We start from the raw sequence: 18,696 nt of genomic DNA on the forward strand, positions 1-18,696 counted from the left end.
GTGCTGCTACTGGCCGGGAGTTCGAATTGTCAGGGCATTATTAACCGAATTCACACCCGGTACGCCCTTGGCGACTTCTGCAGCTCGCTCCAACTCGTCCTGCGCAGGAACGCTCCCTTGGAGCGTGACATCGCCTCCACGCGCCCTCACTGTGATATTCGACACCGTGACATTCTTGTCCTTGGCGAGAGCGGCTCTCACTCGCTTTTGCAAAGCACGGTCCGCCGCTTTGTTCGTGGCGGTCTTGCCTTGCACTGTAGAGGCACTACCTGAACCGCCCTGCGCGTAGGCCCCCATTGACGCTGCGGCGAAGAGTGAAGCAATCAATACGGCAACTGTCCTTTTCGTTCTCACTCCGTCCTCCATCCTCAAATATTTGTAAGGTCGCTTCCTAATAGCGGCGGCCGAAGCTGCCGCGCCGGCGACGAACTGGCTCGCCAGCGGTCTCACTTACACGGCCGCATGGCCGCGAATCTGCGGCCAGTGTCAGGCGCCAGCAAGGGAGAATGTAGGTGTTCGTTGGAAGTCATGCTCGCCTCCGTGCGCCAGAATACGTTGCTTGAGGAGGCCATGTCAGTAGCGAGTCATATCGGCCGGGGTCGCGATAACTTGATAACACGCCCCGACGGAACACTTCCGGTATCCGTTCAGGCGACACCGGCGTCGTTCAATGCCTTAGCCTCCGACAATTCTTCGGTTAGTGACAACAGACTGCGCGCAGTCTCGCCGTTCCGGGAGATGTCTATTGTATTGGTCGGGCCAAAAACGGTTACCGCTAAGACGACGTTGCCTGCCGGTCCGAATATTGGCGCACTCATGCTGTCGATGCCCGGAATCGGCAGGCCCATTGTTCGGGAAAGGCGCCGTTCACGAACATCGTTCAGCACGTACTCAAGGTGCTCGTCCTCGCCTAGGCTTGCAATCCCGTCGCGCTTCGCAGCATCGCGGTCCAACAGGCCTTGCACATGCTCCCGGGGGAGTAACGCTGCGAACAAGCGCCCGGTGCTGCTATGCGCCACGGACATGACCGCACCAACGTGCAAGCCCGTATGCATGTACGAGTCGGGACACTGATAGCGAATAACCGTCGGCCCTTGGTCCGTCCAGATTGCAATGAACGCACCGTGGTGGGCGGCCTTCGCCAATTCATTTGCTCGCCGAAACGTTTCGCGAAGCGGTGAGAACTGAGCTAGCCCGTGCAAACCAAGCTTCAGCGCCAGCGGCCCGGGCTCATAGCGGTGAGTCATGGGGTCCCTTCTGGCTAGCCCGGTTCGTACCAGACTTACCATGTACGTGAACACCTGATTCAAAGGCAAATCGGACGCCGCGCTTAGCGCTGCCATCGAGAGAGGTTGTCCTGCGTCGGCCAACTGCTTGAGTAGCTCTCCGCCAACTTCCATGGCATGGATACCACGCTGCACCTTCACCATGTGACAACTTCCTCGGATTGCGTCCGTAAAAAAGCCGCGGAGCGTACGACGGCGCCGCGGCAAATACCCACCTTGGAGAAAGCTTGTGTCCGACGCTTACTGCGAAACCACCGCAAACTTTGCTGGCGAAGCGGCGACGATTTCCTCATCGTTTTTCGTTTCGGCGGTCGAGATGGCTTTGCCCGCGATGTACCCAAACGTCAACGCTGGTCCCAATGTGATGCCGGCGCCGGGATAGTTGCCGCCCATGATGCTGCACGCATCGTTCCCCACAGCGTACAGCCCCTGGATTGGTGCACCTTTCTCGTCGAGCACATGGCAAGAGTCGTCCGTCTTGAGGCCCGCGAATGTGCCGATATCGCCGATGCGAATTTTCAGTGCGTAGAACGGTCCCTTTTCGATGGGAGCGACACAAGGATTCGGAGAATGAAGTGCGTCTCCTTGATACCGGTTGTAAGCCTTGCTGCCCTTCCCGAAAACCGGGTCGCGGCCGAGTCGAGCTTCAGAGTTGTAACCTCGAACGGTTTCTCTCAGGTTCAACGCATTAACGCCGATTTTTTCCGCCAGCTGCTCGATGGATGCAGCACGAGTCAGATAGCCGATTTTCAGGTAACGACCGATGGGCATCGGGAAGGGTGCTGCACTTCCCAAGCCGTAAGTCCGAAGCGTCTTGTGGTCACAGATGAGATGAGCCGTAATCTCCTCGCCCTTCGGCGAGGCCTTAACGAGCGCTTGAACGAAATCGTGGTAGGAGTTGCCTTCATTCGTGAACCGGCGACCGTCACGCAGTACCGAGATTACGCCCGGCTTAGCACGGTCGATGAAGTGCGGCATGATGCCGGTCGAACCATCTTTGCGCGTCAAAGTTGAAACGGGTACCCATGCTGCGGCGTTAGGCAGCGTGTCCGCTACCTGTCCGCCGACGGCCTCGGCCATCCGCAAGCCGTCGCCGGTGTTGCCGGTGGGCGAAGGCGAGAAGTGCTCGTTACCCGTCGGCGCATGCGGGAAAAGCTTCTTACGACGTTCAAGGTCGTAAGGGAAGCCGCCACTTGCCAGGACCACTGCACGGCGGGCAACAATACGCACCTTCGAGCCCTCCCGGTCCAGCAGCGCGCCCGTCACCCGGCCGTTTTCGTTGATGAGACTGAGTGCCTTCGTGTTGAGCCACAAAGGAACGTTTAAGTCCATGAGCGACTTCGCGAGTCGACCAGCGAGGGCATTACCGTTGGTCAAGGTCATGCCTCGACCGTGTTTCATGACGTCAGCGAAATGCCGCGAGAGCCGCTTCGTGACATACCACGCTGACTTAATGGACTTGGTCACTCGCATGAAGTGAACGATTTCCTTCCCGGAGCCCAGCATCATCCCGAACACCGTCAATTCGGGAAGCGCCGGCGCCAGGTCTTTTATCGCAGCGCCAAGCTCGCGGCCGTCGAACGGCCGCGTCACCATCGAGCGTCCGCCCTGAGTTCCGCCGGGCGCTTCAGCGTGATAGTCCGGGAACACGAGCGGCATATCAAATCGAACAGCAGTCTTCGACGTGAAGAAATCAACAGCTTCCGGTCCGTTCTTGATAAATGCATCGACCCGCGGGCCGTCGAAGCTGGAGCCTGCTTCATGCTGTAAATACGTACGCGCTGCGCCCTCAGGCTCATGGATGCCCTGCACCTTCGCAAGCGCGGTATTTGGAATCCACAGCCACCCGCCTGAGCGCGCGGTAGAGCCCCCGAACTTAGGCTCCTTCTCGATAACAAGCACTTTTAGTCCGCTCGAGGCGACAGTAATCGCGGCCGACATTCCGGAGCATCCAGAGCCCACCACGAGCACGTCACAGCTGTATTCGGTTTCCTGCTTCATCATCCGTCTCCCAAAGCGAGGCAGCCCTTCATGGCGCCTCGTCGAAGTCATCCCAAATCAGTTGGGCCATGACGGAAATCATACGCTATAATTAAACATACGCGTATCTATTTGCGTAGGTACAATCCCTAGAAGTGACGACCCAAGCGTAGGATTTGCAGTGCGAAGAGCAGAGAAATTCACGCGCTTCGACAGTCAAAATGTCTTGTCTGCCCCACGTTGTCGCCCTTTCGGGAGCCCATAGCCGCTTTACAGGAGGAGCGATGATTAAACGTATGACTTTGCTGTCACGCAAAGAGGGGACGTCGACAAGCGATTTCAGAGCCTACTGGTCTGGGTGTCATGCTCAGCTGGCCCTTTGCATGAAGGGAATCACAAATTACGCCCAAAACCGGGTCGACAAGACGCTGTGGTCGAAGTCCGATGACGCCGGATGCTTCAACGTTGACGGTGTGGTCGAGCTTTGCTTCGAAAGCGATGACCTGATGAGCGTTGCTCAGGCGTCGCCGGTAGGCAGTCGCTACATTCCTGAAGACGAGCCGAACTTCCTCCGTGGATGGAGCCTGTGCGTTGTTGAGCACGACTTGGAACAGGAGCCAAGTGGGGTCAAGGTCATAGTGGCTGCTGCTTTGGCAGGCGACCAGCCCCGGGCCAGCTTCGAGAATGCCATCACGTCAGCGAATCGCGATAGCAAATCGGACGCCATAGTCTCGTTCAACTGGACCGTCCGCACCTCCAAGCGCGAGCGCCTCTGGTCCGAGCCCGTTCCGCCCACGGTGCTCGTCTCACTCTGGTTCGAGGACGTCGCACGAGCTCATACGGCATTTGAACCAACCGGCGCTTTTCCTCGTACGCTGTCGGAAACGACCACGCGAGCTGCCGCGTATCTAATTAACCGGCTCGTAATCAAATAAGGCACCTTGTAGCGGCGGGCCGGCTCGTCGGCTCACCGCGAAGGGGATTGTTCACGACTCTCAAACAGTGATTTCGTCGCATAAGGGTTTATACTGACTTCACGACGTTTTATAGTTTGCGCACTGTTCTCACGGAGTTATTGATGAAAGTGCTCAAACTTGCTGCCGCTCTTACAGCCACTGTAGTCACATTTGCTACTTTCGCCGCGGAGCCGGCCAAACCGCTCACGAGAAGCGAAGTCAAGGCGGAATTGGAAGCACTACATCGTGTCGGATATTCGCCGCAAGACTGGGTCCATTATCCCGACAACATTCAAGCAGCCGAGCGAAAAATCAAATCGCAACAGAACCAGGGCAATCCACGCAGCGAGTAACGCAGCGATAGCGTTACGCGATGCACCGCAGACGAAAACGGGCGACCATAAGTGGGCGCCCGTTTCGTATCGATTCCTTGCTATCAATGAGCTGCAGCGCGCTGCTTACCCTCGAACCGCAACGCATACGCCATGGCTGCGCAGGCAAACACTAACAGCACGGCGATGAAGTAGAACGCGTTGCTCATGCTGCCCGTGTAAGTCTTAATCAGTCCAATGAGATACGGCGTAATCGTTCCGCTCGAGACGCCGATGCTGCTCACCAGGGCAATACTCGTCGCCGCGTTAGGGCCCCGGAAGAACGTAGCGGGTACCGACCAGAAGATGGGGTGTGCCGCGTACACCAGAACTGCGGCAGCCGTCAGAAGGCCCATCGAGACGCTGAACGACAGGTTGTGCGTCGTGAGAAGCGTGAACGCGATTGCAGCGCCGATGGCACACAGAACGAAATGCCACTTTCGCTCATTGCGGCGGTCCGAATTGCGCGCGATGATAATAACGCCCACCGCTCCGATAGCGTTCGGGATAGCCGAGTACAAACTGATTTGCACGATGTCCTGAACCCCGAAATCCTTAATCATCGTGGGCATCCAGAACAGCAACAGCAGAATGGCGGAGGTCAGGCAGAAGTACACAAAAGCGAACACATAGACGTACGGGTTGCCCAAGGCAGCCAACAAAGAGTGGCTGTGTTCGCTTGGTTTGCCATCTGCTACGAGCGTGTCCTCCAGACGGCGCTTCTCGCCGGCCGAAAGCCAGGAAGCGGCAGCCGGATTGTCCTTGAGATAGCAGAATGCGACGACGCCGAGGATGACGGCCGGCGCGCCTTCAATCGCGAGCATCCATTGCCAGCCGTGAACGCCGAGAGCACCGTCCATTCCCCGCATAATCCAACCCGAGACGAGGCCGCCGAGCACACCCGCAACGGCCACACCGGCATAGAAAACTGACAGGGCACCTGCACGACGACGTGCCGGGAACCAGAAGGTGAGGTAGAAGACAATGCCAGGGAAGAAGCCCGCTTCGAACACACCCAACAGGAATCGCAGGATGTAGAACTGAGCCGTGCTCGAAACAAAAACCATGAGGACAGACACGCCACCCCACAGCAACATGATTCGCGCGAAAGTCTTCCTCGCTCCGAATCGATGCAAAAGCATGTTGCTCGGGACCTCAAACAAGACATAGCCGCAGAAGAAAAACACGGCGCCCAAGCTGTACATCGCGTCTGTCAACGACAGGTCGTGCTTCATCTGCAGTTGCGCGAAACCGATGTTGTTCCGGTCCAGAATCGCTACGACGTAGCAAAGGAACAGGAATGGGATGATACGCAGGCTCACCTTGCGGAAAAGCCGGTCATCTGCCGAGTCTATCGCTGAGGGGCTCGTCGAGGCGGAAACCGTTCGAGCCGAGGTCGGGATTGTCATCAGGGACTCCAGTCCAGTGATTTTCCAAACGGAGCCGCCCGGATGAAGGGCGTTGCCGGTTGGGTCCGGCCTCCGTCATGTTTGGAAGGCAACCGCACCGAGGTCAGTTCGCGCTTCTTGATTAAATATTAACGCACAACTTCGCATATATATAATGCGGGTTTTTACTACTCCGCGGCCGTTGAGCCCACGGAGTAGAAGTCGCCATCTTGAATATCGGGTTAACCCTGACCATCAACTGCGGGCTATTTTAAAAGTAGTGCATCATGCCGAAGTAACCGCCCTGCTGGTGATGACCTGGCAGCGGCAGCGAATCGGCAGTCTCGACCGGAAAGTTGGCGTTACCGCCATTGAACATCGCCCCGAAAGTTGCATAGACGAAGGTCCGCTTGGACAAGTTATAAGTCGTTCCAATCACCCCCAAATTGCCCCCGCCACCACCGTGATTGACGTTTCCGTGGAACCAGGCGGCTTGGAAAGCGAGCGCCGCATTAACTTGGTATGTGGCACCGAACCACTCCTGCTGATTTCGGGTCGCTCCGAATGGGTTCGTCGCATCTGTGACCGTGTCTTGCCCTGAGGAGACCAGCTGCTGGTAACCGGTGTAGAACTTCAGTGCGCTCAGCTGGTAAGTGGCACCTATCATGTACTCTCGCGAGGCGCTGTAGAGGCTCGAAAACTTGCCATTCGCGTCGCGAATCTCTTCATAGACGCCGTACCCGTTGAATCCGTTGAGCGAATAGTTGGCGCTGACGCTAAATTGACGGGCACCCCTGAAGTTACCGGCTTCATTCCCAAAGCCGTTCTGCACACGGAAAGAGAAGCCTGCTAGCTTCGGTGAGTTGTAGGTCAGGGTGTTAGCGCGGGAGCCCCACGCTCTCCCCTTTGCGAAGTTCGCGATGCCGGTAGCCTGTTCGCCGAACGGGTCGAGGTAGTAACCGGTTTCGTCAGTGAGGCTCATGACGCGCCCGGCCCACAACGAACCGTACTTCTCGTTGGCAACGCCGACGTAGGCATACCGGTTGAACAAACTAGAATCCGGAAGCGAACCAGTGCCCGCCGTAAACATGCTCTCCAGATTGAAGACCGCGTGATACCCGCCGCCTAAGTCTTCGTCGCCCTTCAGTCCCCACCAACTGATGCCGTATTGGTTGCTGCCAAAACGGTAATTGTTCTTCGACTGGCCATCTGCCGTCGCGACGTTCGTCACAAAGTCGAGCCCCGACGCGATACGGCCGTAAAGAGTGACCGTGCTCTGAGCATTCGCGCCACAGGCAGCGCCGAGAAAGGCAGTCGCCAGCATGATTTTTCGTATCATTTCGTAATCCTTACCGTTTTGAAAAAAGTCTCCGATATTGCGTTCCGCCCTCTTACGGGGTCGATGCAACGTGCTTGAACTACACCAACGAGTTGCTGAAGCACCCCATATCGGCGTTGGCCAATATGGGGAAATCCACTCTTGCCCTGCTACCGCTTCATGCTGCGAAGCGTTTTCAGAGCGGAAGGCAGATAGCGAACTGTTGTCGCAAGAAGAATCGCGCAAGCCTGGACGAGTAACTGAACAGACGTCCCAGCACCAAGTGCAAGCACCATCTGTCCAAGTTGCGCCATGAAGAGCGCCGCAACCGCACTGGCGACAACGCTGCCCTTGCCGCCCGTAAATGGTGTTCCTCCGACGACGACGGCGGCGATTGCCGGCATGAGGTAGTCGTTGCCCGAGGACGCTGAAGCGCTTCCAATGAAACCCGCAAGTAGCATCCCGGCAGCCGAAAAGCACATCGCAGACGCGACATACGCGCCAATCTGATACTTGAGGACCCGGACTCCCGCGGCTTCCGCTGCGCGCGGATTTACCCCGACTGCAACAAAGCGCCTGCCAATCGACGTCTTTCGCGTAATAACCCACGCCACGACCACAAAGACAACCGCAAACAGGACGTTCGCGGGGAGTCCAAGGTACTGAGCGTGCGAAATGGTTTGCATGATTGGAGGAACGTTGACAGGCACGTTCCCAGTCAGCGAACGCACGACACCAATCAGCAACGCGTTCACTGCGAGAGTGGCGACGAGCGGAGTGATTGCTACCCGCGACACAAGTGCACCGTTAACCATGCCGACAAGTGCACCTACAACGACTGTAAAGACCGCCGCAAGAAACATCGAATCGAATCCGAAGCCCGTTCTTGCCATCAGGACGCCCGCGAGGGAAACCATACCCACCGCCGACATGTCGAGGCCCCGCTGTTGGATGACCAGCGTCTGTCCCGTCGCAACAATCGCCAGGATGCCGGCGAACGGAAGCATCGCAAGGATTGACCCGCGGGTCATGGTTCCGGGAGCGACAAGCGCGCTTATCGCGAACAGAAGAACCAGACCAATCCAAATCCAGGAAAACTCCCCTACTGCCGGCAGTTTCCGGGGGCTCGGCAGCGGGCTCGCCGTGCGAGGGAGACGCTGAACTGCTTCCGCTTGATTTCGTGTCGGTACTTGTCTCATTTCGCCACCGCCATTTCTCTGCTCTTCGAATAAAGGGCCACCGACGCGAGAATCATCCCGCCGAGCAAATACGATTGCCAGGAATCGCCGAGGTCAAGGAACGAGGTCACGACGTTCACCTGCGTGATGAGCAGCGCCCCAAGGAGAGCTCCCACGAAGGAACCTCGTCCGCCAAAGAGGCTCGCACCGCCAATCACGACGGCGGCGACGCTTGCGAGCGTGTAGTTGACTCCCGCGCTCGGGTCGCCAGAGCCGACTTGCGCCATCATTGGTACAGCGGCGACGCCAGCAAGCAAGGAACAGCCGACATACGCGCTCAGCAAGGTGAGGTGCGGCCGCACGCCCGCCATTCTCGCCGCTTCGGCCCGCGAACCGACACCTCGGAAAGACAAACCAAGCTTCGTTCGGAAGAGGCCGAATTCCAACGCAACGGCAACGATTGCAGCGGCGATTGCCATAATCGGAACGAAACCAAGCTGAAGACCGATGCCGTCGACGACGGAGTCAGAGATGAGTCCGCCTGGAATGGGTCGAAGCAGCAGCGACACCGCTTGAAGAGCCATGTAGGTCGCGAGCGTCGCCACCATCGGATGCAAGCGGAACGGGTCCACAAGCAGCCAATTGAGAACACCGACCGCCAGCGCGACAGCGAAAACAATCACCCAGCCCGCGAACTGATGACCAAAGGTCGCGCCGTCGTTCAGGAAGAACGACTGGATGACGACCATCAAGCCCATCAGCGGACCGACGGAAAGGTCAATGCCGCCTACTAGCATCAGGGCCTGTTGCCCGTATGACACGATGGCAAGCGTGGCGACCAATGCGAGCATCCCACTGAGGTTGCGCGCCGAAAGATAACTGTCGTTGACCTGTGCCGCATATAGGCCCAGCGCACAGATTACAAGTGCGAGCATGACCAGAGGTGCCCAGTCGCCCGCCGCCCATTTCCAGAACGGTGAAACGCTCGCTGAACCGCGCTCGCGCTCTGTTGTTGCCGTTAGGACCGCGGAGGTGATGTTGTTCTCGCTTACTTCGTCGGCGCGAAGTTCCTTGACGATGTGACCGCGCGAGAAAATCAAGACTCGGTCGCATAACCCCGCAACCTCCTGTGCATCCGACGACACCACGATAACGGCGGTTCCTGCGGCTGCTGCCTGCCGAAGAACCTTATAGATTTCCATCCGGGCGCCGATGTCGACGCCTTGAGTGGGTTCGTCAACGAGTAGCACCTTCGGCTTACTCGCGAGCACGCTAGCAAGAACCAGTTTTTGCTGATTGCCACCCGAGAGCGAGCGGATTGGTGTTTCGATAGTCGGAGTTTTGACAGCGAAACTCGTGACAGCGTCCTGCGCACGACGTCTCTCGCTCTTTGGACGAACAAGGCCGCGCACCGTATCGAAGGACAGGCTACGGACAGAGAAATTTTCGCGAACCGAAAGGTCGCCGAAGATACCTTCGCGATGGCGGTCGCCGGGAAGGTAGCGAATGTCGCTGCGTGTCGCTGCCTGCGATTGACGCAGAGAGGCGCTCTTGCCATTGACGGTGACATCGCCTTTGCAACGGTTGAGTCCCGCAAGAGCGCGCATGAATTCCCGCTGACCGTTACCGTCAATTCCTGCCAAACCGACAATCTCTCCCTTCTTGACTTGCAGAGACACATCGGAGAACCCGTGACCCCTCAGCTCAGCAACATCGAGCACGATATTGACCCGTCCGGCAGCGGCCTTCGGCGGAAATTCGCGGTCGAGCGCTCCTCCAACGATGAGTTCAACAATCTGTTGTTCAGTGAGGTTCGAGGCGTCGTAGGTTCCTTGGCCCTGCCCATCGCGAAGGACCGTCAATCTATCCGCGATTTGCTGCACCTCTCGAATCCGGTGCGAGATGTACACGACCGCGCAGCCACCAGACGTGACCTTTCGGATGCGCTGGAAGAGTCGCTCGACATCCTCGGCCAGCAAATGCTCAGTCGGCTCGTCCAGCACGAGGACCTTCGGCTTCGTTGCCAAAGCTTTGACGATTTCCACGATGAATCGCTGCTCGGGATTGAGGCTAACGACTCGCTCGGAGGCGTCGATGGCGACATCATCGCTCCACTGTTCAAGCAGGCACTGCGCCCATGAAGCGGCGCGCATTAAGGAGGGTCGCTCGACTTCGGAAACTCCAAGATAGAGATTCTCTGCAACCGTCAGGTCGGGCATGAGTGCCGGCTCTTGACGCACGATGGCCAGTCCGAGAGCACGCGCCTTTTCCGTGTCACCCACGGTTTCGACGCCATTGATGACAACACGACCTTGCTCCGGCACGAGTGCGCCGGACGCGACCGCCATGAGGGTCGACTTGCCCGCACCGTTCTCGCCAACGAGACCGTGCACTTCACCGACGGCGACTTCGAAGGTCACATCATCGAGCGCTTTTACACCAGGAAAGACCTTCGTTATGTGGTCCACCTGCAACGCAATCTTTCGTTCCATAATTGTCTCCTGCCCTTCCTAGATGAACTGGAGCGACCGCTGACTTACTCGCCCGGCGTCCAGTCTTTCTCGAAATCTGCCGCGGAAGGGTCGCTATGTTCGCGCCGTCAATTCGACTCGACGGACGTAGATTCAACTTGCTCCGTGTAGGAGGGGTAATCTGCGTACCCCTTCTCACCACCCGTATATAGAGTCGGCATGTCGATGGGACTCAGCGGCCATCCGTAGCGGAAACGCTCGACGAGGTCCGGGTTTGACACGAAAGGACGCCCGTAACCTGCAAGGTCCGTCAACCCAAGCTCAATCAGTTCCTCACCCGCGTCCTGGTCGAGGGCGCCGGTCAAGATGAGAGTGCCGGTGTATGCTTCGCGAAAGCTGCCCAGAAACTCTCGGCTAATTCCTAGGCTTGTGAACGCCGTTTGGTCGCTAAGATGCACGTACGCGAGGTTGCGGGTGCTCAGTTCTCGTGCGAGCGTCAACCAGGTATTCTCCTCGTCATCGAAAGGCTGCATGTCGTACAGCCTTCCGAACGGCGATAGTCGGATGCCGACCCGGCTACTGCCAATCTTCGATGCGAGGGCATCCACCGTCTCAAGCGTGAACCGAAGTCGATTCGTCGTGCTTCCGCCATATTGGTCGGTGCGCGTGTTCAAGGCGCCATTGGCGAATTGGTCAAAGATGTATCCGTTTGCACCGTGAATCTCGATTCCATCAAATCCTGCCTTGATGGCTTGCTCGCCGGCCGTAACGAAGTCGGCCGTAATCCGCGCCACCTCCTCGGTTGCGAGAGCACGTGGCTGGCTCGCCGGTACGGGACCGGGCTCACCGTTCACGTCATACGCATAACAGTTGCTGTTCTGCGCAGCGACGGCTACGGACGACACGGGAGGACGTCCCTCCTGCAGGCTGATGTGCGACATCCGGCCAACATGCCAGAGTTGAGCGAACATCTTTCCGCCCTCCTCGTGAACGGCCTTGGTCACCTGCGCCCAGCCACGAATTTGCTCAGTCGTGTAGATGCCAGGTGTATAAAGGTAGCCCGTACCCTCTGCCGAAATTTGAGTTCCTTCGCTGATAACCAGTCCAGCGCCGGCCCGCTGCCGGTAGTACAGTTCGGTCTGCGCATCAGGGATTGTTGTTTTCGCCCGGCAACGCGTCATCGGCGCCATTACCACCCGGTTTGCCAGCTCAATACCACCCATCGTGTAGCTTTCAAGTAGTGGGCTCATAACTTTTCCTCTATTGCGTCTGTCGAATATGCCGACCGCTCCACAGTGCGGGTCGACATGGTCTCGGCGCCTGTTCCGCGCCTACTACCCTGCGTCACATGGCTTTCGCCTTGACTCGGTCAATCAATCACCAGCTTTCTTTGATAAAAGGGTTCTTCACCCAGCCGTCGGTCCAAGGTGAAGACTGCTGAACGACGCCGGTGATTTCCTCGAAGTACCACTTACCGTCAACCTTGACCAGCTTGTCCTTGTACTTGCCCGCAATGAAAACCGCTTCGCCCTGCGGAGACTGCTCGCTAGGAGCCATCGAAACAAAGCAGACGAGGTAGAACGTTGCGGTTGCATGTTTGCCGTCAGGGTCAACGTCGACTGCCGGCGAGACAATGTTGTGCAAAGCCCAAGTAATATTGGCGGAGAGATTGCGACAGTGTTGCTTGATGGCCTCCTTCCCCTTTGCCTCCCCGCCCACTCCTTTGATGAGCCAGAGACCGTCATCCACGAAGAGCGACGCTACGCCCTCGGGGTCGTATCCGTTGTCGAGATGCTCGGCGTATTGCGCCTTCAAATACTTGATGGCCTCGATGTCTTCGAGCCGAGTAAGGCGTTGTTCTTGCGTGAATCGTGAGCCTTCCATGCGCGTCTCCTTAAGACAAATTCTCGTGAATGAAAACACTTTTCTAATTAGGAATACACACTCTTCCCACTTGCTTCCATCATGGAACGGCGAGTTGTCTGGGTGTCCCATTCAACCGATGGATTATTCAGCGTGCCCAATCTGTTCGGGATGCGCAGGGCGCCATTTCCGTCCCTCGAGAGGCGGCCCGCGCATGCCGTGCAGGACGACCTTGAGACTGGTGCCACGGGACGCTTCGTCTCCCGGAGCGGACCCCGCAGTGCGTCGTCTCTCTTTTCGACGAATATAAGAGACCGGCCTTTGCCCTTCGCGACTCTGCACGACAGATTTACTGGACCGAACGCGCCACGGCGAACAACTCTTTGTAAGGTCGCGGAGGCGCGTGGCGGCAACCTACAGTCCTCGCAGGTGCCACCCCTTCGAATGCGTATCGCGCCCCATGCAGGGCGGGGTTGCAGTTTTAAGCGCTGGTTTCAGACTGAAAATGGGTGCGGGTTTGTTCGCATTTCAAATTCAATAATTTCAATTTACTTTGTATATGTACAAGTTGCGCCACTCCCGCGCCCCGCCCTGACCGACTTTCATCCTTTCGCCACGTTATGATTGAACAGTTCGACACATCAGCTGTGATGGCCCGCGAGAGGCTGGCTTACTATCACGACGTCATCTGTCGCCTCTACTGTCACGTCGACCTCCCTTCCTACCGAGAGGGTCAACACCTTTTTCGCGCGCGAGTCACTCAGAAACCGCTCGGAAACATTGGGGTTGGCGACATTGCGGCCCCAGGGCTGGACTACGTAAGAACGTCGAGCGACCTCAGCCGCACTCCGAGCGATGAGTTCCTCGCAAGCCTACTAATGCAGGGCACGGCGTCACTTGAGCAAAGTGGCCGCCAGACAGTACAAAATGTCGGCGACATCGTTCTGTACGACACGGCTCGGGCGTTCAAATACAGCTTTTCGTCCGACTACCGGATTATCTTGCTCAAGATTCCGCGCAAGCAGATGCTCTGCCGGCTATCCGACGCTGAGCGCTTGACCGCCATCGCACTGAACGGTCAATCCACAATGGGAGCGTTGGCGGGTGCCGTCATCCGCGGCGCTGCCGACATCGACGCAGAGCTTCAACCATGTGCTGCATCGAAGCTCGCCGCCTCGGTCATCGACATCTTTGCGGCCTCCGTTGAAACAGAGTTCAATGGCGCCAAAGGTGCGCTCGAGCGGCACGGAGACGTGTTGCAGCGCGCGAAGAACTACATCGAAGCGAATCTCGGTGACTCGGAGCTAGACGTCGAACAAGTGTCAAAGGCGATAGGCGTATCGCGACGCACGCTCAATCGCATCTTTGCTGCGCATGGAACGACTGCCGCGCGTTGGCTGTGGCAAAAGCGATTGGAGGCGAGCCACGCATCCCTGACTGAGGGTCGTTCCCAACATATTGCAGACGTCGCAATCGCATGCGGTTTCAGCGACTTTTCTCACTTCAGCCGCGCGTTCAAGAAAACGTATGGCATAGCGCCGAACACGCTTGTGAAACGAAGAGCCGCGTAACGCATACGCAGTTGGGTGTCGTGTGAGGAGTGTAGTCACCGGTACTGGCAAACTAAAAAAAGGCATCCATGCGGCTATGGATGCCTTAAAAGTGCCGCAGGAGTACGGCACCCAACAAGCATAGTGGCTCGACCTCAGGTTTTGTCGTAGCCGCCGTCGACCATCAATGTCGTGCCGTTGCAGCCGCTGGACAAATCCGAAAGAAAAAAGGCCACCGCGTTCGCCACTTCCTCAGGTCTGATAAGACGACCAATAGGCACCTGCTCCATCCACCTTGCGACCATCTCTGGTGCTTCGTTCGCGATACGTTCAATCATCGGGGTTTCAGTACGGCCCGGACCAACGGCATTCACACGAATCCCATCACTGGCCCATTCAACGCCAAGCAAGGCGGCAAGATGTTCAACCGCGGCTTTCGTAGCTCCATACGCTGCGCACTTCTCGGGGCGCACAACCGTGCGAGCCGCGATGGAGGAAATTAGGACGATGCTACCCCCGCGCTCCCGCATGTGACGCGCGAACGATTGCGCGGTGAAGAACGCGCCGTCGAGGTTGATGGACATTGTCTGGCGCCACGACGCTTCCGTATAGGCAAGGGCCTCTGACATGACAGCGATGCCCGCGTTGGCCACCACGCCGTCAACACCTCCAAAGCGGCGCACCACGTCCTCCGCAACCTGCGACAACGACTCTGCACTCGTCACGTCGATAGGCATGAAATGAACCAGCCCGCGACCAGCGTCCACCTGCGCTGCCAACCGCTCGCCATCGCTGGAGACCAGGTCCGCCATGACCACTCGGCTGCCCGAGTCTGCCAAACACCGTACAGTGGCAAGGCCGATGCCTCCAGCGCCGCCCGTGATAACAATCGTCTTGTTGCGCAAACCCTCCATGCTCCGAGTCTCCATTCATAGTTGACCACATTTAGGGGTGTAACCTCCTCCGAAGCCATACGCATTGAGACGCGATGCGCCAAGCATCAGAGGAGTGCAGCATGTCACTGTTAGCCGAGGTAGACGCCGACGGACTTCAGCTCGGTGTAAGCCTCAATTCCGTTCAAGCCCATCTCTCGTCCCCATCCCGACTGCTTGAAGCCACCGAAAGGAAGTGCAGCGTCCGTCTGGTTGTGGTTGTTGACCCAAACCACGCCGGCACGAATTCGGGAGGCCAACTTGTGGGCCAAGCTGACGTCCTGCGTCCAAACGCTCGCTGCAAGGCCGTAGGTCGTGTTATTGGCCTCGCGCACAAGCGCGTCCAGATTGTCGCTGTCCATCTTCATTGCCGAGATAACTGGCCCGAAGATTTCTTGTTGATAAACGGTCATGCCCGGCTTGACGTCTGTCAGCACGGTGGGACGGATGAAGAAACCGCTGCTTTCGAGCTTTCCGCCGCCGGAATAAACCTTTGCACCTTCATCGATACCAGCTTGCAGTAATCTCGATACGCGCGAGAGCTGACGGTCAGAGATGAGGGGTCCGAGGTTTGTGTCGGGGTCTAGGCCATGGCCAAGTTTGAGCGACTCGGCGTACTCGGACACCCCTGCCACCACCTTGTCGTAGATATCCTCGTGAATGTAGAGGCGCGAGCCAGCCGTGCATGCCTGTCCGGTGTTGAGCAGCACTGCCTCCGCGACACCCGGAATGGCACGCTTGAGGTCCGCGTCAGGGAAAACGAAGACCGGACTCTTGCCACCAAGTTCAAGCGTGACGCGCTTCAGATTGCCTGCAGAGGCACGTACAATCGCCTTGCCCGTGTCCGTGCTCCCAGTGAACGCGACCTTGTCGACGTCTGGATGCTCGACCAGCGCGGCACCCGCCGTGCCGTCACCGGTTACGACGTTGAGCACGCCCGGCGGCAGCCCGGCCTCTTGGCAGAGCTCTGCGATGCGCAGCGCGGTCAGAGGCGTGTCCTCGGCCGGCTTGAGCACGATGGTGCAACCCGCAGCAAGAGCCGGCGCCAACTTCCATGCTGCCATCAGCAGCGGCACGTTCCACGGAATGATTTGACCAACAACACCGATTGGCTCGCGAACTGTGTATGCGTGCCATTCACCCGGCATGTTGACCGGGATTGTGGTGCCGGTGATTTTGGTCGCCCAGCCCGAGTAGTATCGGAAATGCTCCGCACCTAGGCGCACGTAGAAGTTCTTCACCACGTTGTAAGGCGAGCCTTCGTCGAGCACTTCGAGCTGAGCCAATTCTTCCGCGTGCTCGTCGATGAGTGCGCCAATCTTCCAAATGATTTTCGCTCGGTCGCTGCTCGACATCGAGCGCCACGGACCGTTCTCAAACGCCTCGCGTGCCGCCTTGACCGCAAGGTCCACGTCTTTTGCGTCGCCGTTGGCCATCGTCGAAATCGCGGCGCCCGTGGCCGGGTCGACGACGTCACGAGTAGCGCCAGACGAAGCTGTGACCCATTCTCCGCCGATAAATAGACGATGTTTCCGTCCCAAGAAACGCTTTGTGGCTTCAGAGAGACTGGACGAGGTATCAAAAGCTGCGATTGAAGAAGTCATTACTCTTCCCTGTGACATTGGTTGAAGCGCAATACGAATCAAGACGGCTTCCGGCAGTGCGCCGAGCCGCCTTGACGCTGCCTTAGATTCCGAGTTGCTCTACCTGGTGGTCAGAGCGGCTGACGGCACTGCCTGCCGTCGCGTCGTAAAGAATCATGTCAGCGGCTTTCTCCGCAATCATGATGGTCGGAGCGTTCGTGTTACCGCTCGTGAGTGTCGGCATGATAGATGCGTCGACCACGCGCAAGCCACGAAGGCCACGCACTCGCAAGCGCGCGTCAACCACTGCTTCATCGTCGTGACCCATCTTGCAAGTCCCCACGGGGTGATACACGCTCTCGCTCTTGTTCTTGAGGTATTCGTCCAGGTCCGCATCCGACGTAACCTCCTTACCCGGTCCGAATTCCTCGCCGCGATACGGGTCGAAAGCCTTCTGCGCCATCAATTCGCGCGCAATACGCAAACCATCGCGCATTACACGGATGTCGTCCGGCACGGAAAAGAAGTTCGGGTCGATTTCCGGCAGCGCCGTCGGGTCAGAAGACCGGGCCAACACCGTCCCGCGACTCTGGGGACGCGAGATGTTGAAGTAAGGCATCACGCCTTCTTCGTGGAAGATTTTGCGGCCATGGTCTTCATACATCACCATGTTCAGATGGAACTGAATGTCCGGAGCGATGGCGTCGGAACGGGTCTTCACGAAAGCGAGCGCCTCAACGCCATGATAGGAAGCCGGACCCGTCTTGGTGGCCATGTACTTGGCGACCGCCGATGCGGAATTCAGGATGTTCAGGTGCTTGAGCAGCGACAACGGTTGAGTGATTCGTTGCTTCAGGCCGCAGCCCACATGGTCTTGGAGATTCTTCCCGACTCCCGGGAGCTTGTGAACCGCTTGCACGCCAATCGATTGAAGATGCTCTGGGTCTCCAACACCAGAAATCTGCAGAAGGTGCGGCGAATTGAAAGCGCCACCGCACAAAATGACCTCCTGCGAGGCGTACACCTTCTTTGATTTCCTCCCCGCGACATATTCGATACCTACTGAACGGTCGCCGTCGAAGAGAATTCGAGAAGCCATCGCATCTGTAATGACCGTCAGGTTCTTCCGGTCGCGAACGGGCGCGATATAGCAACGCCCCACGCTCGAGCGAACGCCATCGGCAAGCGTGCTGTCACAAGGACCGAAGCCCTCTTGGTTGCCGCCGTTCAAATCGTCGTTGTACTTATACCCAGCCTGCTTACCTGCCTCGATAAAAGCAAGGGCAATCGGATTGTGGATACCAAATCGGCTAGTTTTCAGAGGACCGCTGCCACCGTGGACTTCAGTCTCTCCTCCTGACCAAGTCTCGGATTTCTTGAAGTACGGGAGAATGTCGTCGTAGCTCCAGCCCTCGTTTCCGAGGTCGCGCCAATGGTCGTAGTCGGTGTGGTCACCACGCGTGTAAATCATGCCGTTGACCGTCGTACAGCCACCGATGCTTCGGGCGCGTGGAATGAACATTTCCCGGTTGTTCATGTGCTTCTGAGCAACCGTGTGATAACCCCAATCCAACTGCCCCGTCTGCATCAGCCGGAAATAGCCTGCCGGCATGTGAATGAAGGGGCTCTTGTCCCAGCCGCCCGCTTCGAGCAGGGTGACATTGACGCTGGGGTCCGCGCTCAATCGATGCGCCAAAACGGCGCCAGCGGAGCCCGCTCCGATGATGATGTAGTCAGTCATGCTTGCCTCCAGTTTTTCGAATCGCGAGCTCGGTCGTAGTGATTCAAACTCGCGATGTTTCGTACATTCGGAACACGTA

At 57.7% G+C, this 18,696-nt stretch carries 15 protein-coding genes; 3 read left to right on the forward strand and 12 right to left on the reverse strand.

Annotated elements, in window-relative coordinates; all coding sequences use genetic code 11:
• Positions 1–6: 6 nt before the first annotated feature.
• The 3 genes from BTHE68_RS31480 to BTHE68_RS31490 all read right to left on the reverse strand — a co-directional run bounded on the left by BTHE68_RS31480 (position 7) and on the right by BTHE68_RS31490 (position 3,287).
• The gene (locus BTHE68_RS31480; protein ID WP_174258154.1) at positions 7–366 is read right to left on the reverse strand and encodes a BON domain-containing protein; all 360 of its coding nucleotides are present in this window, start codon (positions 364–366) and stop codon (positions 7–9) included.
• A gap of 281 nt (positions 367–647) precedes the next feature.
• Positions 648–1,430: an IclR family transcriptional regulator gene (locus BTHE68_RS31485; protein WP_162070200.1), complete on the reverse strand. Its 783-nt coding sequence runs from the start codon at positions 1,428–1,430 to the stop codon at positions 648–650.
• A 96-nt stretch (positions 1,431–1,526) separates the two neighbouring features.
• Positions 1,527–3,287 (reverse strand): FAD-dependent oxidoreductase, encoded by a 1,761-nt coding sequence (locus BTHE68_RS31490; RefSeq protein WP_162070935.1) that lies wholly within the window; start codon positions 3,285–3,287, stop codon positions 1,527–1,529.
• A 275-nt stretch (positions 3,288–3,562) separates the two neighbouring features.
• Here BTHE68_RS31490 and BTHE68_RS31495 point away from each other — a divergent pair, with 275 nt between their 5' ends.
• Positions 3,563–4,201 carry an EthD domain-containing protein gene (locus BTHE68_RS31495; protein ID WP_232078343.1) on the forward strand — a complete coding sequence of 213 codons (639 nt, stop codon included), beginning with the start codon at positions 3,563–3,565 and terminating at the stop codon, positions 4,199–4,201.
• Positions 4,202–4,344: 143 nt separating this feature from the next.
• Positions 4,345–4,575, forward strand: coding sequence for a DUF4148 domain-containing protein (locus BTHE68_RS31500; RefSeq protein ID WP_162070202.1), 231 nt, complete (start codon positions 4,345–4,347; stop codon positions 4,573–4,575).
• A gap of 83 nt (positions 4,576–4,658) precedes the next feature.
• On the opposite strand, the gene BTHE68_RS31505 is transcribed toward BTHE68_RS31500, so the two are convergent.
• From BTHE68_RS31505 to BTHE68_RS31530, 6 genes are all read right to left on the reverse strand, one after another.
• Positions 4,659–6,002: an MFS transporter gene (locus BTHE68_RS31505; RefSeq protein ID WP_162070203.1), complete on the reverse strand. Its 1,344-nt coding sequence runs from the start codon at positions 6,000–6,002 to the stop codon at positions 4,659–4,661.
• 250 nt (positions 6,003–6,252) lie between these two features.
• The gene (locus BTHE68_RS31510; RefSeq protein ID WP_232078302.1) at positions 6,253–7,305 is read right to left on the reverse strand and encodes a porin; all 1,053 of its coding nucleotides are present in this window, start codon (positions 7,303–7,305) and stop codon (positions 6,253–6,255) included.
• A 164-nt stretch (positions 7,306–7,469) separates the two neighbouring features.
• Positions 7,470–8,330 (reverse strand): ABC transporter permease, encoded by an 861-nt coding sequence (locus BTHE68_RS31515; RefSeq protein ID WP_232078305.1) that lies wholly within the window; start codon positions 8,328–8,330, stop codon positions 7,470–7,472.
• A gap of 164 nt (positions 8,331–8,494) precedes the next feature.
• Positions 8,495–10,969 carry an ATP-binding cassette domain-containing protein gene (locus tag BTHE68_RS31520; protein WP_174258135.1) on the reverse strand — a complete coding sequence of 825 codons (2,475 nt, stop codon included), beginning with the start codon at positions 10,967–10,969 and terminating at the stop codon, positions 8,495–8,497.
• Between the two features lie 107 nt (positions 10,970–11,076).
• Positions 11,077–12,198, reverse strand: a complete 1,122-nt coding sequence (locus tag BTHE68_RS31525) for an alkene reductase (protein WP_162070206.1) — start codon at positions 12,196–12,198, stop codon at positions 11,077–11,079.
• A 127-nt stretch (positions 12,199–12,325) separates the two neighbouring features.
• Positions 12,326–12,832, reverse strand: coding sequence for a nuclear transport factor 2 family protein (locus tag BTHE68_RS31530; protein ID WP_162070207.1), 507 nt, complete (start codon positions 12,830–12,832; stop codon positions 12,326–12,328).
• Positions 12,833–13,431: 599 nt separating this feature from the next.
• Here BTHE68_RS31530 and BTHE68_RS31535 point away from each other — a divergent pair.
• Positions 13,432–14,382, forward strand: a complete 951-nt coding sequence (locus tag BTHE68_RS31535) for a helix-turn-helix domain-containing protein (RefSeq protein ID WP_162070208.1) — start codon at positions 13,432–13,434, stop codon at positions 14,380–14,382.
• Positions 14,383–14,516: 134 nt separating this feature from the next.
• Here BTHE68_RS31535 and BTHE68_RS31540 read toward each other — a convergent pair whose 3' ends face one another.
• The 3 genes from BTHE68_RS31540 to BTHE68_RS31550 all read right to left on the reverse strand — a co-directional run bounded on the left by BTHE68_RS31540 (position 14,517) and on the right by BTHE68_RS31550 (position 18,617).
• On the reverse strand, positions 14,517–15,275 hold the full coding sequence (locus BTHE68_RS31540; protein ID WP_162070209.1) for an SDR family NAD(P)-dependent oxidoreductase: 759 nt from the start codon (positions 15,273–15,275) through the stop codon (positions 14,517–14,519).
• Positions 15,276–15,385: 110 nt separating this feature from the next.
• Positions 15,386–16,897 carry an aldehyde dehydrogenase family protein gene (locus BTHE68_RS31545; protein ID WP_162070210.1) on the reverse strand — a complete coding sequence of 504 codons (1,512 nt, stop codon included), beginning with the start codon at positions 16,895–16,897 and terminating at the stop codon, positions 15,386–15,388.
• Between the two features lie 82 nt (positions 16,898–16,979).
• Entirely contained in the window at positions 16,980–18,617 is a 1,638-nt protein-coding gene (locus BTHE68_RS31550) for a GMC family oxidoreductase (protein ID WP_162070211.1), read from the reverse strand.
• Between the last annotated feature and the right edge of the window lie 79 nt (positions 18,618–18,696).

This window comes from Burkholderia sp. THE68 (assembly GCF_009938265.1).
Classification (GTDB): domain Bacteria; phylum Pseudomonadota; class Gammaproteobacteria; order Burkholderiales; family Burkholderiaceae; genus Caballeronia.

Bases quoted from the DNA above. Each gene is read 5' to 3' on its own strand.
- BTHE68_RS31480 (WP_174258154.1), bottom strand. From the start codon at position 366: ATGGAGGACGGAGTGAGAACGAAAAGGACAGTTGCCGTATTGATTGCT.
- BTHE68_RS31485 (WP_162070200.1), bottom strand. From the start codon at position 1,430: ATGGTGAAGGTGCAGCGTGGTATCCATGCCATGGAAGTTGGCGGAGAG.
- BTHE68_RS31490 (WP_162070935.1), bottom strand. From the start codon at position 3,287: ATGAAGCAGGAAACCGAATACAGCTGTGACGTGCTCGTGGTGGGCTCT.
- BTHE68_RS31495 (WP_232078343.1), top strand. From the start codon at position 3,563: ATGACTTTGCTGTCACGCAAAGAGGGGACGTCGACAAGCGATTTCAGA.
- BTHE68_RS31500 (WP_162070202.1), top strand. From the start codon at position 4,345: ATGAAAGTGCTCAAACTTGCTGCCGCTCTTACAGCCACTGTAGTCACA.
- BTHE68_RS31505 (WP_162070203.1), bottom strand. From the start codon at position 6,002: ATGACAATCCCGACCTCGGCTCGAACGGTTTCCGCCTCGACGAGCCCC.
- BTHE68_RS31510 (WP_232078302.1), bottom strand. From the start codon at position 7,305: ATGCTGGCGACTGCCTTTCTCGGCGCTGCCTGTGGCGCGAATGCTCAG.
- BTHE68_RS31515 (WP_232078305.1), bottom strand. From the start codon at position 8,330: ATGACCCGCGGGTCAATCCTTGCGATGCTTCCGTTCGCCGGCATCCTG.
- BTHE68_RS31520 (WP_174258135.1), bottom strand. From the start codon at position 10,969: ATGGAACGAAAGATTGCGTTGCAGGTGGACCACATAACGAAGGTCTTT.
- BTHE68_RS31525 (WP_162070206.1), bottom strand. From the start codon at position 12,198: ATGAGCCCACTACTTGAAAGCTACACGATGGGTGGTATTGAGCTGGCA.
- BTHE68_RS31530 (WP_162070207.1), bottom strand. From the start codon at position 12,832: ATGGAAGGCTCACGATTCACGCAAGAACAACGCCTTACTCGGCTCGAA.
- BTHE68_RS31535 (WP_162070208.1), top strand. From the start codon at position 13,432: ATGATTGAACAGTTCGACACATCAGCTGTGATGGCCCGCGAGAGGCTG.
- BTHE68_RS31540 (WP_162070209.1), bottom strand. From the start codon at position 15,275: ATGGAGGGTTTGCGCAACAAGACGATTGTTATCACGGGCGGCGCTGGA.
- BTHE68_RS31545 (WP_162070210.1), bottom strand. From the start codon at position 16,897: ATGACTTCTTCAATCGCAGCTTTTGATACCTCGTCCAGTCTCTCTGAA.
- BTHE68_RS31550 (WP_162070211.1), bottom strand. From the start codon at position 18,617: ATGACTGACTACATCATCATCGGAGCGGGCTCCGCTGGCGCCGTTTTG.